The organism is Roseibium sp., from assembly GCF_039982295.1.
Classification (GTDB): Bacteria; Pseudomonadota; Alphaproteobacteria; order Rhizobiales; family Stappiaceae; genus Roseibium.
In genome coordinates this window covers 1-14,954 of the sequence record NZ_JBDWYP010000090.1, presented here as the reverse complement: position 1 = coordinate 14,954, position 14,954 = coordinate 1, and the positions used below count along the sequence as shown (strand labels likewise).

Sequence of the window (14,954 nt, the reverse complement as noted above, 5' to 3'; positions counted from 1 at the left end):
AATCGCTTGGCAGGCGCAGCCCTGATCGGGCATGCTGCTGCCGGGTGATATCGGTCCACATGTGCAACTCCGTCTTTCTTCGCAAAATCGACAGAACCACAAGTAACTGATATCACTCAAATTATTTATCGGTCAGGCTCTCAGACGGATTTTACTGAGGCAGGGGAACTAACGCTTTTTATTGACGAGAGCGAGGTTTCCTTTCTCGAAGACATGATGTGGGAGCAGGGCTTTCTCGATACACGTCAGATGGCCGGGGCTTTCCAGTTGCTGCGCTCCAACGATCTGATCTGGTCCAAAGCCGTACGGGAGTATCTGCTCGGCGAGCGCGCACCGATGTTTGATTTGATGGCATGGAATGCAGATGGCACACGCATGCCCTACAAGATGCACTCAGAATATCTCACGCGCCTTTTCCTCAACAATGATTTTGCCGAGGGACGGTGGAAGGTCGATGGCGTTCCGGTCTCAGTGGAAGATATTCAGCTGCCGATTTTCGCGGTTGGCACTGAGCATGACCACGTGGCGCCCTGGAAATCCGTCTTCAAGATCGCGCATCTTGCAGATAGCCAGGTCACATTTGTTCTGACGTCTGGCGGGCACAACGCCGGGATTGTCAGCGAACCTGGCCATCCGCATCGTCATTACCGGATCATGACGATGCCGGAACATGATGGGTATGTCGATCCGGAGACCTGGCAGGAAACTGCGAGATATAGCGAGGGTTCCTGGTGGGAAGCCTGGATCGACTGGCTGGATGTCCGCTCAGGCAAGCCAGCCGAACTGCCTTCCATGGGCAATGAAGCTGCCGGATACCCTGTTCTAAGTGCCGCCCCCGGCAGCTACGTGATGATGCCCTGACGAGGCAGGCTTTACAGTGATCCGCCTTTTCTTGCGGCTCAGCGTGGGGAATGCATCGAGGTGCTGCCGATCCAGCGTTTCAACTCCGCCGTAACCGCGTCGGGAGCTTCGAGCGTTGCCAGGTGACCGCAGCCTTCGATGATCGCCAGTCTGCTACCTGGAATCCCGGCGTGGATTTCACGGGATAGATCGGGCGGCGTCAGTGTGTCGCCGTCTCCGACAAGCACGAGTGTCGGACAGGTGATTTCCGGCAGGCTGGGACGGGAATCGATCCGGCCAATGACCGCTTTCATCTGGCGGATGAACGCCTCGTGCCCTGTGTCATTCGCCATCTCCACGACGGTTGCCTTCATTGCCTCGTCATTTTCGAGGTCCGCATGCACAAAGCCCGGATAGAGAAGATGCGGTATCTTCGTGAAGCCCTTTTTCTCCGTCAGCTTGATCAGAAATTCACGACGCTTGACCTGTTCCGGCGTGTCCGGACGTGGATTGGTGTCCAGAAGCGCAAGTCGCGAAACGCGCTCAGGCGCCACCCGCATGATTTCCATCGCAATGTAACCGCCCATGGAAAGCCCTGCCAGGGCGAAGCGCTCCGGTGCGTTCTCAAGAATGCTGGCAGCTATTGCGGCAATGCTGTCGTGCTGGCGGTGATCAGCCACCAGCAACGGTCGGTCAGCAAAAGCGACGATCTGCGGTGCGTACAGGATTTCGGTACACAGCAGGCCAGGGATGAAAACAATCGGCTCCATGGAGCGCTTGCTCCTAGTTGGCGGACCGTTCGGCGAGAAGCATGTAGTTGACGTCCATATCCCGTGATTGGTTCCAGGTGTCGGTCAGCGGGTTGAAGCTTACACCGCAACGATCCGAAATCTGCATCCCCGCCGCGGCAAGCGGTCCCTCGATTTCGTCCGGCCTGACGAGCTTTTCATAGGAGTGGGTCCCCTTCGGCAACCAGCGCAAGACATATTCCGCGCCGACAATGGCCAGAGCGTAAGCCTTGAGCGTCCGGTTGATCGTGGCGACGAACATCAGCCCTCCCGGTCGGACCATCTGAGCGGTCTCGCTGAGGAAAAGCGGAACATCGGCCACGTGCTCGACGACTTCCATGTTGAGCACGACGTCGAAGGTTTCACCAGCCGCTGCCAGCTGCTCGGCGGTTTCCGATCGGTAATCGATCTCCAGACCGGACTTCTGCATGTGCAGTTTCGCAATTTCGATGTTCACTGTCGAAGGATCCGCGCCGACGACTTCTGCGCCCAGGCGCGCCATGGGTTCGCTCAGGAGCCCGCCACCGCAACCAATGTCCAGAAAGCGGAGGCCCTTGAACGCATCCGGTGCATTCGGGTCACGATCAAAACGGGCGCAGACCTTCTCCTTGATATAGGAGAGCCGTACCGGGCTGAACTTGTGCAACGGCTTGAACTTGCCAGTCGGGTCCCACCATTCGGCGGCCATTGCCGAGAACCGGGCAACTTCCGCGTCGTCGACGGTTCCAGTCGTGGTGCTGTTTGCCTCGGCCATTTCGGTTCCTTTCATTGGGAGTCGAGAATATAGGCACGCTCCCTGTTTGATCCAGTGTCCTTTAATCTCCGAACTCTTTTGTCAAGAGACGCTGTTGCGGCAATTGCGCTGTGCCTGTATGGATGGCGCCCGATCCGCCGGGCGCATCATGCGCCCTCGTCACTCGATGAAAAGAATACGACAGCAATGGCGCGACTGGTTTTGAAATTCGGCGGTACTTCGGTAGCCGACCTTGACCGCATCCGGAATGTGGCTCGCCACGTGAAACGTGAAGTGGAAGCCGGGCATGAGGTGGCGGTCGTCGTGTCTGCCATGGCCGGACAAACAAACAAGCTTGTGGAGTTCTGCCGCGAGGCCTCTGCCCTGCACGATGCGCGCGAGTATGACGCCGTCGTCGCTTCCGGGGAGCAGGTCACTTCCGGCTTGCTTGCCATCGTCCTCCAGGACATGGGCGTCAATGCCCGGTCTTGGCAAGGCTGGCAGGTGCCGATCAAGACAGACGAGAACCATGGTGCCGCTCGCATCAAGGAAATCGAAGGCAGCCTGCTGATTGAACGCCTGTCGCAAGGTCAAGTGGCGGTCATGGCTGGTTTTCAGGGTATTTCCCCGGACAATCGCATCGCAACACTTGGCCGGGGCGGCTCGGATACGAGCGCTGTTGCCATTGCAGCTGCGATCAAGGCGGACCGCTGCGATATCTACACGGATGTAGACGGCGTTTACACGACGGATCCACGGATTGTGCCGAAGGCACGTCGTCTTGACCGTGTTTCTTTTGAAGAAATGCTTGAAATGGCCTCCCTTGGAGCGAAAGTACTGCAGGTACGGTCGGTCGAGATGGCCATGGTCCATGGCGTACGGACATTTGTCCGTTCAAGCTTTGACGACCCGGATGCCCCGCAGGTTGGCGACGACAACCTTCCCATTGGAACTCTTATCTGCGACGAGGACGAACTCGTGGAACAGCAAGTTGTCACCGGCATCGCATTTGCCAAAGACGAAGCCCAGATCTCCATCCGCGATGTGGCTGACAAGCCAGGTGTCGCGCAGTCCGTTTTTGGTCCTCTGGCGAATGCCAACATCAATGTGGACATGATCGTCCAGAACATTTCGCCGGACGGCAAAACCACTGACATCACCTTCACAGTGCCTGAAACCGACTATGAGCGCGCGATCAAGGTTCTTGAGGATAACCGTGGTGACATCGGTTTCCAAAATCTTGAAGGTGCGACGGATGTGGTCAAAGTCTCGGTGATCGGCATCGGAATGCGGTCACATGCAGGTATCGCAGCCCAGTGTTTCCACGGTCTTGCGGAGAAGGGTATCAACATCCGCGCGATTACGACTTCGGAAATCAAGATTTCGGTTCTGATCGATTCTGCCTATACGGAACTTGCAGTGCGGACTCTCCATTCGCTATACGGGTTGGACGGATAGAACTCCGACTCGCCCCGAACAGACCCGCTGAGGACCCTGTGGTGGGCGTCCGGGACATGATGGGGTAAGCGATGCGCAGCAACCTGGCGGGTCCGCGCCTGTTGCTCCGCCGGCTTCGCGAAGTCATGGCGGAGCCGATCAAGGCGCAGGAACGGCTCGACAAGATTGTGGTACTGATTGCGTCCAATGTGGTCGCTGAGGTCTGCTCCGTTTATATTCTCAGAGCCGACGGGGTTCTGGAGCTTTACGCAACCGAAGGTCTTAACAGGGAAGCTGTTCACCAGGCCTCCCTGCGGGTGGGGCAAGGGCTCGTCGGCCTGATCGCTGCGGAAGCCCGGCCGCTGAACCTTCCCAATGCGCGTGCCCATCCGGGCTTTGCTTATCTGCCTGAGACTGGCGAAGAAGCCTATAACTCCTTCCTCGGTGTGCCGATCTTGCGCGCCGGCCGGACGCTTGGTGTTCTGGTTGTCCAGAATCAGTCCCATCGGACTTATCTGGAAGATGAGGTCGAGGCGCTTCAGACAACTGCGATGGTGATTGCCGAAATGGTCGCCGCTGGCGAGCTGGAGGCTATTGCCCAGAAAGACACCGGGCTCGACATGTCCCGTCCGATCCACGCCAGTGGTGTGGCGTTGGCGGAGGGTGTTGGTCTGGGCCATGTGGTTCTGCACGAGCCGCGGGTTGTCGTTACAAACCTGATCTCGGAAGACACGGACGCGGAGAAGACACGCCTTGAGGGCGCTATCAACCGTTTGCGCCTGTCGATCGATGATCTGCTTGCCAGCGGTGATATTGCGGCGATGGGTGAGCATAGGGATGTGCTCGAAGCCTATCGGATGTTTGCCTATGATCGCGGCTGGATCCGGAAGATTGAAGAAGCCATCCGCAATGGCCTGACCGCTGAAGCCGCGGTTGAAAAGGTTCAAAGCGACATGCGTGCTCGCATGCTGCGACAGACCGACCCTTATTTGCGCGAGCGGCTGCACGATCTCGACGACCTGGCGCACAGGCTGATCCGGGAGCTCATGGGACGTGGGCACGGACCGACACTGGCCGAGCTGCCGCAAGATGCAATCATCGTTGCGCGCAACATGGGTGCTGCCGAGCTGCTCGATTACGGCCGTGACCGCATTCGAGCGCTGGTGCTTGAAGAGGGTGGACCGACCAGCCATGTGACCATCGTGGGGCGTGCACTCGGCATTCCTATGGTCGGTCAGGTCGACGATATTGTCAGCCTCGCAGACGCAGGCGACGGCATCATTGTCGACGGTGATGCGGGCGAAGTTCACTTGCGACCTGCCCAGGACGTTGAAAACGCCTATGCAGAGAAGGTCCGGTTCCGGGCGCGGCGCCAGGCGCAGTACCGCCGCCTTCGCAACAAGCCCTCTGTCACCAAGGATGGTGTCGAGTTTTCGCTTCAGATGAATGCGGGTTTGCTTGTCGACTTGCCCCACTTGGCAGAGGCTGGCGCTGCCGGGGTTGGGCTCTTCCGCACTGAGCTGCAGTTCATGGTGGCCTCTTCGTTTCCACGCATGCGCGAGCAGCAGGCTCAGTATGAGCAGGTTTTGGATGCCGCCGACGGCAAGCCGGTGACCTTTCGTTCGCTCGATATCGGTGGAGACAAGGTTCTTCCCTATCTGAGGTCAATCCAGGAAGAGAACCCGGCCATGGGTTGGCGGGCGCTTCGACTTGGTCTGGACAGGCCGGGTCTTTTACGAACGCAGATTCGCGCACTTCTGAAGGCTGCCGCAGGGCGGGACCTGAAGCTGATGTTTCCGATGGTCGCAGATGTCAGTGAGTTTGTGCGGGCCCGCGAGCTTGTGGAGAAGGAACTCAAGCATCTGCGTCGCCACAATCATGCGGTTCCGGAAAAAATCCGCCTGGGGGTTATGGTCGAGGTGCCGTCTCTGCTTTTCCAGCTTGATGAACTTTTGGCGCAAGTGGACTTTGTCTCTGTCGGATCCAACGATCTGTTTCAATTCTTCTGTGCGGTCGACCGTGGCAACACGCGTGTTGCCGATCGGTTTGACACGCTGAACATCGGTTTTCTGAGAGCTCTGAAACAGATTATCGACAAGGCCAATGCGGCACATGTTCCCGTGACCTTGTGCGGTGAGCTGGCGGGGCGCCCTCTCGAGGCCATGGCTCTCGTTGGTCTTGGCTATCGGGATCTTTCCATGTCTCCTGCCTCGCTGGGGCCGATCAAGGCCATGTTGCGCTCGCTTGACGCCGGGCGTTTGTCGGCGAGATTGCTGCCGAGGCTTGAGCCTGGACATCCGGAAGCCAACATCCGTGACTTCCTCAAGCGGTATGCGTCCGAAATGGACGTGGCGCTCTAGCTACTGAACCTTTTTCCTTCGGGACCTTTTAGGAGATCTGCGCTCATGCTGGCGCGTGCCAAGCTCGATACGTTGCTCGACCGTTTTGCCGAGATCGAACACAGGATGTCGGCAAACCCGGATCCTGCGACATATGTGAAATTGTCCCGCGAATATGCCGGGCTGGAACCCCTGGTCGCAAAGGTTCGTGTTCTCTTGAAAGCGCAGGACGATCTGGCAGAGGCGGATGCGCTTCTTAACGACCCGGCGACGGATGCTGACATGCGTGAGCTGGCGGAAGCGGAACGCGAAGAGCTCTCCGAGAGCCTTGAAACGCTGACACAAGATGTGCGTATCGGACTTCTTCCCAAAGATGACGCTGATGCGAATGATGCCATTTTGGAGGTCCGTGCCGGAACCGGCGGTGATGAAGCGTCTCTTTTTGCCGGAGACTTGTTTCGCATGTACCAGAGATTTGCCGAACTCCAGGGGTGGAAGGTTGAAGTACTTTCCGCCAGTGAGGGTGAGGTCGGTGGCTTTAAGGAGATCATTGCCTCGATCTCTGGCGAGAACGTTTTCGCAAAATTGAAATTCGAATCCGGTGTGCATCGTGTGCAGAGGGTGCCGGCGACCGAATCAGGCGGGCGCATCCATACGTCAGCAGCAACCGTGGCGGTCTTGCCGCAGGCTGAAGATGTCGATGTGGATGTTCAGGACAGCGATCTGCGCATCGATACCTTCCGTGCGTCGGGTGCTGGTGGGCAGCATGTGAACACCACAGACTCGGCCGTTCGGATTACCCACATACCGACAGGTATCGTGGTCGCGGTGCAGGATGAGCGGTCGCAGCACAAGAACAAGGCGCGTGCCATGCAGTTGCTGCGCGCGCGCATCTACGATGAAGAGCGCGAACGCGCGGCCAGTGAGCGCACGGAAGCACGACGGTTGCAAGTGGGATCGGGTGACAGGTCTGAGCGTATTCGGACTTATAACTTCCCGCAGGGGCGAGTGACCGATCACCGGATTGGCCTGACATTGTACAAGCTGGACCAGATTATTGCCGGGGAGGCGCTTGGCGAAGTTGTTGAAGCCTTGACGCTTGATCACCAGGCTTCTCTTCTTGCGGCGGAAGGCGTCTGACATGACGACTTTCGGCGGCCTTTACCGCGATGTGCGGAATAGGTTCCGGGAGGCTAACCTCGAGACACCCGATCTGGACGCTCGCCTTCTCATGGCTGCCGCTCTGGAATTATCGCCGTCGGATCTGATCTTGCGGGAAGATGACAAGGTCGGAGACGAACAACAGCTGCTTGCCCTGAAGTACGCGGATCAGCGACTGACTGGCTTGCCTGTCGGGCGCATCCTTGGAGAACGCGAATTCTGGGGGCTCGGCTTCCGTCTGAATGAGGAAACGCTGGAGCCTCGGCCCGATACGGAAACTCTTGTTCAGGCCGTTCTGGATCGTGTGTCTTCCAAGAGCTCATTGGTCCTGACTGATATTGGTACAGGGACTGGCGCAATCGCTGTGGCCCTGCTGACTGAGCTACCCAATGCGGTTTGTGCAGCAATCGACATTTCAGAACGCGCGCTGGAGTGCGCGAAGGGCAATGCGGTACGACACGGCGTTGCGGAGCGTCTGCTTCCTGTCAGGTCAGACTATGCGTCGTCTCTTGGGGGGGGCGTTGATTGGGTCTTGAGCAACCCGCCCTATATCCAGACAAAGGTCGTTGAGGGGCTTTCGAGGGAAGTCCGCGAGCATGATCCCGGACGTGCTCTTGATGGTGGCACTGATGGGCTGGATGCATATCGCGAAATTGTGCCTCAGGCTCTCGAATGCCTTTCGCCCGGTGGGCGAATCGGTTTGGAAATAGGCTTTGATCAGGCGCAGGGGGTCAGTGAGCTTTTGCGGCGATACGGCTTTCTTGATATTGAAATCATTCAGGATCTGGCCGGAAATGACCGTGTTGTTCTCGCAATGCGGTGTGAAACGGGTTCGTTTTAAGGCTGTTGTGAAAAAGCGCTTGGAAAACCAAGAATAACCGGTTAGTTTCACCTCGCCGAGACCGGAGTATCGTGATCAGCGTTTAGCGGGGCATGCCTATCCGGCAACGTGGGGCCAAACGCAAATATCGCGGCTTGGAGATCGTTGTTTAACGGACCATCCGGACTTTCGGACTGTCGCAGAATTTGGCGATTGCATCTGCCGCGTGTCGGCATGATGGAATTCGTAACGGCTTTTGCAAGATGACAGCCGCTGACCTTCACGGTTGGTTTCGGTAGCTATTTCGTATCGGTATTAGGCAATTCCGATGTTGGGCCAGCTTTGGCTGGTCGCCGTTCCTTAAGAGAAAACGGCAGGATGAGACCAGGAAATCAAAGCAACAAGCGCATGCGCGGTCGAACCCGCAAGGGACCGAATCCGCTAAGCCGGACCTACGAATCGAACGGTCCGGACGTCAAAATTCGTGGTACCGCTCTGCATGTCGCAGAAAAGTACCAGCAGCTTGCTCGTGATGCACAGGCATCCGGCGATCGGATCATGTCTGAGAATTATTTCCAGCATGCCGAGCATTATCTTCGCATCGTTGCTGCTGCGCAGCCTCAAGGCCAGCCTGCGGCCCATAACGGACGTGGCGAAGGGGATGAGGCCGAGCAGGAAGCGAACGCACAAGGCCAGAACGAACGTCGGCAGCGTCCGGATCGTGCTGAGCGCTCCGAGCGTCCGGAGCGTCAAGAGCGGCCAGAGCGGCCAGAGCGTGGTGATCGTCCGGAGCGCAATCAGCGCGCTGCCAAGACAGAGCAGCCAGGTGAGTATGTCGAAGAAGACAGCCCTCAGCCGTTCATCGAAAACATGCCAGTCATTGATGAAGCTGGACAACTGAATGACGGCGCTGCCAAGTCGGTTGAAGCTTCTTCTGAAGGCGATGATGATGATGCGAAGCCTCGCCGCCGCGTTCGGGGAACCCGAGGCCGTGGCGTGAAACGCACTTCGAGCGATACGGAGACCGAAGCATCCCCTGTGTCCCCAGAGGAGGCGCCAGTTGCTTCCGCGGCCGATGCGGAAGAGGCGCCGAAGCCAAAGCCGCGTCGTGCGCCGCGCACACGGCGTCCGAAAGTTACAGAAGAAGCCTCAGAGGCGGAAGCTGTGCCTGCGGGCGAGTAAGTCAGCCTCGCGCAAGCTCATTTTGATCTCGTGAACGGCGCCCTTGTGGCGCCGTTTTGCGTTCTTGAAGGATGCGTGTTTTTCCGGAATTTTCAGCACCCCTCTTTTGTTGTCATTATGCAACACTATATTGGGTGAGCGATGCTCCAAGAGATCGCTCGGGTGCTCACTTATCGGGCCCGATATCCGAAAAGCCGGCCATGCTTCGGGTGGTGCGGTGGTCTGGAGGTTCTAATGAACGTAGAAAAATACACAGAGCGTGCGCGTGGGTTTGTTCAATCAGCTCAGACGTTTGCTCTCGGACAGGGGCATCAGCAGTTTGCTCCGGAACATATCGTCAAAGTCCTTTTGGATGACACAGAAGGGATGGCGGCCGGTCTGATCGAAAAAGCCGATGGTGATCCGAAAATCGCGAAGTCGGAAATTGAGCGACTGCTTGCCAAGATGCCGAAGGTATCAGGTGGCAATGGTCAGCTGTACCTTTCCCAGGCGACGGCGCGTGTCTTCGAGCAAGCTGAGAAAATTGCAGAAAAGGCGGGTGACAGTTTTGTAACTGTCGAGCGGCTTCTGCTCGCCCTCTTGATGGATGCGGAAGGTGACGTCGGCAAGCTTTTTGCGAAAGCGGGCGTCACGGCGAATAGCCTGAACGAGGCGATCAATGCCTTGCGTCAAGGCCGCACCGCAGACAGCGCGACTGCAGAAAGCCAGTACGATGCACTGAAGAAATACGCTCGGGATCTGACGCAGGTCGCACGTGACGGCAAACTCGATCCGGTGATTGGGCGTGACGAGGAAATTCGGCGCACGATTCAGGTCCTGTCACGACGGACCAAGAACAACCCGGTTCTGATCGGCGAACCTGGCGTCGGCAAGACGGCGATCGCCGAGGGTCTTGCCCTGCGTATCGTCAATGGCGATGTGCCCGAGTCCCTGAAAGACAAGAAGCTCCTTGCCCTTGATATGGGAGCCCTGATTGCTGGTGCGAAATATCGCGGCGAGTTCGAGGAGCGCCTGAAGGCGATCCTGTCGGAGGTCGAGGCCGCCGCCGGTGGTATCGTTCTGTTCATCGATGAAATGCACACGCTCGTGGGCGCAGGCAAGGCTGAAGGCGCCATGGATGCGTCTAACCTGCTGAAGCCTGCGCTGGCGCGCGGAGAGCTGCATTGTGTCGGTGCCACCACGCTCGATGAGTACCGCAAGCACGTTGAAAAAGATGCGGCGCTCGCACGTCGTTTTCAGCCTGTCTTCGTCAATGAACCAACTGTCGAGGATACGATCTCGATCCTTCGCGGGATCAAGGAAAAGTACGAGCTGCATCATGGGGTGCGGATCACTGATTCCGCGATTGTGTCTGCGGCAACAATGTCCAATCGCTATATCACGGACAGGTTCCTGCCCGACAAGGCGATCGACCTTGTGGATGAGGCCGCTAGTCGCTTGCGTATGCAGGTGGACTCCAAGCCTGAAGAACTGGACGAACTCGATCGACGGATCATTCAGCTCAAGATTGAGCGGGAAGCCTTGAAGAAAGAGGACGACCCGGCGGCTCTTGACCGGCTTGGCAAGTTGGAAAAGGAACTGTCAGACCTAGAGGAAGAGTCCGATCTTCTGACCCGCCGTTGGCAGGGAGAAAAGGACAAGCTGAACCTGGAACAAAAGGTCAAGGAACAGCTTGATCAGGCCCGTATCGATCTGGAAATTGCGCAGCGTCGCGGTGATCTCGCCAAGGCGGGCGAGCTTGCTTACGGCCTGATCCCTGAGCTCGAGCGGCAGCTGGAAGAAGCTGTTGCGAGCGAGGACGCCGATGCGATGGTTGAAGAAGCGGTCACATCATCTCATGTCGCCCAGGTTGTCTCCAAATGGACTGGTATTCCGGTTGACCGAATGCTGGAGGGTGAGCGGGACAAGCTTCTGCGCATGGAAGATGTGCTTGCAAGCCGCGTCATTGGTCAGGCTGAGGCGATCCATGCGGTGTCGACGGCGGTGCGCCGCGCTCGTGCGGGTCTGCAGGATCCGAACCGGCCCATCGGCTCGTTCATGTTCCTTGGGCCAACGGGTGTCGGCAAAACCGAGCTGACGAAAGCGTTGGCGCGGTTCCTCTTTGATGACGATACGGCGATGGTTCGGATCGACATGTCCGAGTTCATGGAAAAGCACTCTGTTGCCCGACTGATCGGTGCGCCTCCCGGCTACGTTGGCTATGAGGAAGGCGGAGCGCTTACGGAAGCGGTGCGCAGGCGGCCCTATCAGGTTGTTCTGTTCGACGAGATCGAGAAGGCTCATGGGGATGTCTTCAACGTCCTCTTGCAGGTGCTTGACGATGGTCGTCTGACGGACGGCCAGGGCCGGACCGTGGACTTCCGCAACACGCTGATCATCATGACCTCGAATCTCGGCGCCGAGTATCTGGTCAACCAGCCGGAGGGCGAGGATACGGATGTCGTTCGCGATCAGGTGATGGGAACGGTTCGTGGACACTTCCGTCCCGAGTTCCTGAACCGGCTCGACGAAATCGTGCTGTTCCATCGTCTGCAGCGCTCTCAGATGTCGGATATCGTTTCGATCCAGCTTGAACGCCTTCGCGGGCTTCTGGCAGATCGCAAGATCTCGCTTTCGCTCGATGACAGTGCGATTGGCTGGTTGGCGCAAAAGGGCTACGACCCTGCATATGGTGCCCGTCCGCTCAAGCGCGTGATCCAGAAGGAAGTGCAGGATCCGCTTGCCGAGAAACTGCTTGCGGGTGATGTCGTCGACGGTCAGGCCGTTCAGGTTTCTGCAGGCGGCGACCAGCTGGTCTTTTCGGTTGGTCAGGGTGCTGCCGAAGCTGCTTGACGGCAGCCTGACACGCCAGAACGATATCGAACCAAAGAAAAAGCCGACCCTTGTGGTCGGCTTTTTTGCTGTGTCGAAAGGTGTGGTCACCGGCAACTGCGCCTACAGGGCGGATGCGACCCTTGACGGTCGGCGTGCGCGATCGAGCAGTGTGTCGATCCGGAGCCGTTCTGCTTCAAATTTTGCCAACATGTCTCCGTCCAGAACGCGGCCGCGCGGCAGGCGAATGCGCATTGGATCCACATAGCGCTTGTTGACCATGACCTCGTAGTGAAGGTGAGGCCCGGTCGAGAGGCCGGTTGACCCGATATACCCAATGATCTTGCCTTGCTTAACAGCGACACCTTCGTGAATACCCTTCGCGAAAGCGGAAAGGTGGCTGTAGGTGGTGATGTATCCGTTCGCATGACGGACTTCGATGCGGCGACCGTAGCCTGAGCTCCAGCCGGCCTTGATGATGGTCCCGTTGCCGGCCACCATGATTGGCGTGCCGCGCGGCGCGGCCCAATCAACACCGGTGTGCATTTTGCTGTACTTGTGGATCGGGTGGCGGCGCATGCCGAAGCCCGACCTGAATCGGCCGTCGGAGACGGGCTTGCGCATGAGGAATTTCTTCGCGCTCTGACCGTTGGCATCATAGAAATCCACCGCGCCATCATCCGGGGTGCGGAACCTGTAGAAGCGCCGGGTGCTTGAACCGGTGTTCAACGAGGCGAACAGGACCTCGGAGGCCGTGCTGCCATCATTGTCCGCATAAAAGACTTCGAGAGCATCGCCTGGCTGGACCCGCGCATTGAAGTCCACGTCAAAGGAGAAGATCCTGATCAGCTCATCAATGAGCGGCGGGGACATCTCCTGTTCAAGTGCGGTCTGGTAAAGGCTGTCATAGAGAACGGGTGTCTGGCCGCCATAGGAAATGCGGTCCGCTTCTGCAAAGGCGTCGGCAAGGAAGTTGGTCGGTGCCTTGGCTGCCACATAGGCGCCGGTGTCAGAGCGGGCGACAGTTGCCTGGTGGACGGTGTCGGAATAGAGGCTGACCCTTTCCGGGCGCATGCGACCGGATCCGTCAGGTGCCGGTGCATATGCAATACGAAGCCGGTGGCCGGACTGGAGTGCCTGCAATCCATAGTGATCGGTAAAGGCCTTGCGAATGAGTTCTGCTTCGCTCGGTTCAGCGTCGTTGTCGAGCAGGACGTCCATGACATCCGTCTGATCGGCGATCGGCACGATCTTCTCGTCCATGCCGGTGTAGCGAACCTCGTCGTCCTGTTTGGAAATGAACGAAACATTTTCCGGGGTGATGCGGACTGCGAGCCGGGTAAACTCGGACTGACGGGCGAGGTTGAAATCAAAACGGGCCGGGTCGACCAGGGTTCTCGCAGCTGTTTCAACCGTATTGACTGCCAGGAAACGGGCGGATTGCCGAACTGTTTGCTCGATTGTTTCTTCCGACGGCGTTTGAACCGGGTCAATCAAGGGGCTGTCAGAAGGAAAACTGGTGAGCGAAATACTGACCTCTCCCTCAACCTTTGCCCCATAGATGGAGTTGGTAAAGACCGTGTCGGGCACCAGCCGCTCAGGCACATTTTGTACATCCGAAAACATGTTGAGCGGGTTGAAAGCCGGGATCTCGGGCGTGAGCTTCTGGTTCTTGCGGGTCGCGAGGCTGGAGGTCACCAGCGTGTAATCCCGCACCTTGATGTGTTCGCGGTCGCCGACCTTCGTCACGACGTTGACCGGAATGATCTGCTTGTTGGCATATTCGGCTGCAGGCCGGGAAATCTTGTCGCCCTTGGCTCCGCTGCTCCGTGCCGCATTGGCGTCAAGCGTCAGGGCATCGCTTGCCGGGCCGGTGGCCGCGGAAACACTATATTGACCATCGAGCGCTGCCAGAAGAGCGCCGCCCATGAGTACGACCGACGTGATGCCGGTCAATACGGTCCCGGTCAGCCACCTGACGGAGACACGTCTGCGATCAGGAAGCCCGTTCCTTTCATCCTGCACGACCAGCGGATCCTCATCGCCGAGAGACACTGTTATCTGTTGGGAGGAATGAAAAGGCCCGAAGTGCATATAGACGTTACCTGATTGGTCATTTCTTCTGCTGGCGCGAAAATGCCGGTTTATATCGGAAAGGTCAAACCAAAGCAGCATCCGGGCAGCCGGAATTCTTTGCAGCGATAATCAGGCAAGAGTGGGGCGGAGATTTGTCTGATCTCAATCCTATTTGCATGGCCAAGTCGTGGGTTCTGTTTCCCTTTGATCCGTCTGCGACTTTCCCTGAAAGCTCAGGCTCTCTTTCGGCACATGGAAAAGTCGCGAACGAGGCTGCTAAATCGGTCTTTGAAGGGCTGAAAAGAAGTGGGTAGAAATGAGGCGCGCTCAAAAAGTCGGCAGATCGCATGAAAAGTCTGATTTTAGGGCGTAAACAACCCTCTCGGGCATGGTTTTCATGTGCATCGAGCTGACAAAAAGCGCAGAAATGCGAGGGATTTATCGCTTGCGCAGCCTGTGTGAATCTTTTTTGACAATGCTTGTTGACTCGTCTGGGGGGGCTGCGTATAACCCGCTCCATCGACGGCGGCGCTGACAACAAACGGCGCCAGCGGCCGACGGTTCTACCGGAAAAATAGAGGTGGGCACTCAAGCGAGTGACCTCTTGTGTTTTCCTTCTCGCCTCAGGGTCGAGTGTTCTTTGACAATTTGTATTGAAGGAAGGGAAGCGTGGACGGCGTTGTTCTTGCGGATGCTGGATTGCTTATGCAGTTTGGTGTTTTAAGTGAGAGTTACGCAGGTACGCTGATCTTTTAGACAAGGAAGCC

9 protein-coding genes and 1 pseudogene are annotated in these 14,954 nt (G+C 57.6%); 7 read left to right on the top strand and 3 right to left on the bottom strand.

Annotated elements, in window-relative coordinates; translation table 11 throughout:
- Nucleotides 1-138: 138 nt before the first annotated feature.
- Nucleotides 139-861: pseudogene (locus ABJZ52_RS19070) on the top strand (poly-beta-hydroxybutyrate polymerase); the annotation flags it as partial.
- Between the two features lie 38 nt (nucleotides 862-899).
- Here the strand turns inward: ABJZ52_RS19070 and ABJZ52_RS19065 are convergent.
- Both ABJZ52_RS19065 and ubiG read right to left on the bottom strand, forming a co-directional pair.
- Entirely contained in the window at nucleotides 900-1,610 is a 711-nt protein-coding gene (locus ABJZ52_RS19065; protein WP_348192231.1) for an alpha/beta fold hydrolase, read from the bottom strand.
- A 13-nt stretch (nucleotides 1,611-1,623) separates the two neighbouring features.
- On the bottom strand, nucleotides 1,624-2,382 hold the full coding sequence (gene ubiG / locus ABJZ52_RS19060) for a bifunctional 2-polyprenyl-6-hydroxyphenol methylase/3-demethylubiquinol 3-O-methyltransferase UbiG (RefSeq protein ID WP_348192229.1): 759 nt from the start codon (nucleotides 2,380-2,382) through the stop codon (nucleotides 1,624-1,626).
- A gap of 186 nt (nucleotides 2,383-2,568) precedes the next feature.
- Between ubiG and ABJZ52_RS19055 the strand changes: the two genes are divergently transcribed.
- From ABJZ52_RS19055 to clpB, 6 genes are all read left to right on the top strand, one after another.
- Nucleotides 2,569-3,819, top strand: a complete 1,251-nt coding sequence (locus tag ABJZ52_RS19055) for an aspartate kinase (RefSeq protein ID WP_348192226.1) — start codon at nucleotides 2,569-2,571, stop codon at nucleotides 3,817-3,819.
- Between the two features lie 71 nt (nucleotides 3,820-3,890).
- Nucleotides 3,891-6,158 carry a phosphoenolpyruvate--protein phosphotransferase gene (gene ptsP, locus ABJZ52_RS19050; protein ID WP_348192223.1) on the top strand — a complete coding sequence of 756 codons (2,268 nt, stop codon included), beginning with the start codon at nucleotides 3,891-3,893 and terminating at the stop codon, nucleotides 6,156-6,158.
- Nucleotides 6,159-6,203: 45 nt separating this feature from the next.
- Complete coding sequence (prfA, locus tag ABJZ52_RS19045) at nucleotides 6,204-7,277, top strand: peptide chain release factor 1 (protein ID WP_348192220.1); 1,074 nt, start codon at nucleotides 6,204-6,206, stop codon at nucleotides 7,275-7,277.
- A gap of 1 nt (nucleotide 7,278) precedes the next feature.
- The gene (gene prmC, locus ABJZ52_RS19040) at nucleotides 7,279-8,139 is read left to right on the top strand and encodes a peptide chain release factor N(5)-glutamine methyltransferase (protein WP_348192217.1); all 861 of its coding nucleotides are present in this window, start codon (nucleotides 7,279-7,281) and stop codon (nucleotides 8,137-8,139) included.
- Nucleotides 8,140-8,526: 387 nt separating this feature from the next.
- The gene (locus ABJZ52_RS19035; RefSeq protein ID WP_348192215.1) at nucleotides 8,527-9,300 is read left to right on the top strand and encodes a DUF4167 domain-containing protein; all 774 of its coding nucleotides are present in this window, start codon (nucleotides 8,527-8,529) and stop codon (nucleotides 9,298-9,300) included.
- Between the two features lie 234 nt (nucleotides 9,301-9,534).
- Nucleotides 9,535-12,132, top strand: a complete 2,598-nt coding sequence (clpB, locus tag ABJZ52_RS19030) for an ATP-dependent chaperone ClpB (protein WP_348192212.1) — start codon at nucleotides 9,535-9,537, stop codon at nucleotides 12,130-12,132.
- 102 nt (nucleotides 12,133-12,234) lie between these two features.
- Here clpB and ABJZ52_RS19025 read toward each other — a convergent pair whose 3' ends face one another.
- On the bottom strand, nucleotides 12,235-14,166 hold the full coding sequence (locus ABJZ52_RS19025; RefSeq protein WP_348192209.1) for a M23 family metallopeptidase: 1,932 nt from the start codon (nucleotides 14,164-14,166) through the stop codon (nucleotides 12,235-12,237).
- Between the last annotated feature and the right edge of the window lie 788 nt (nucleotides 14,167-14,954).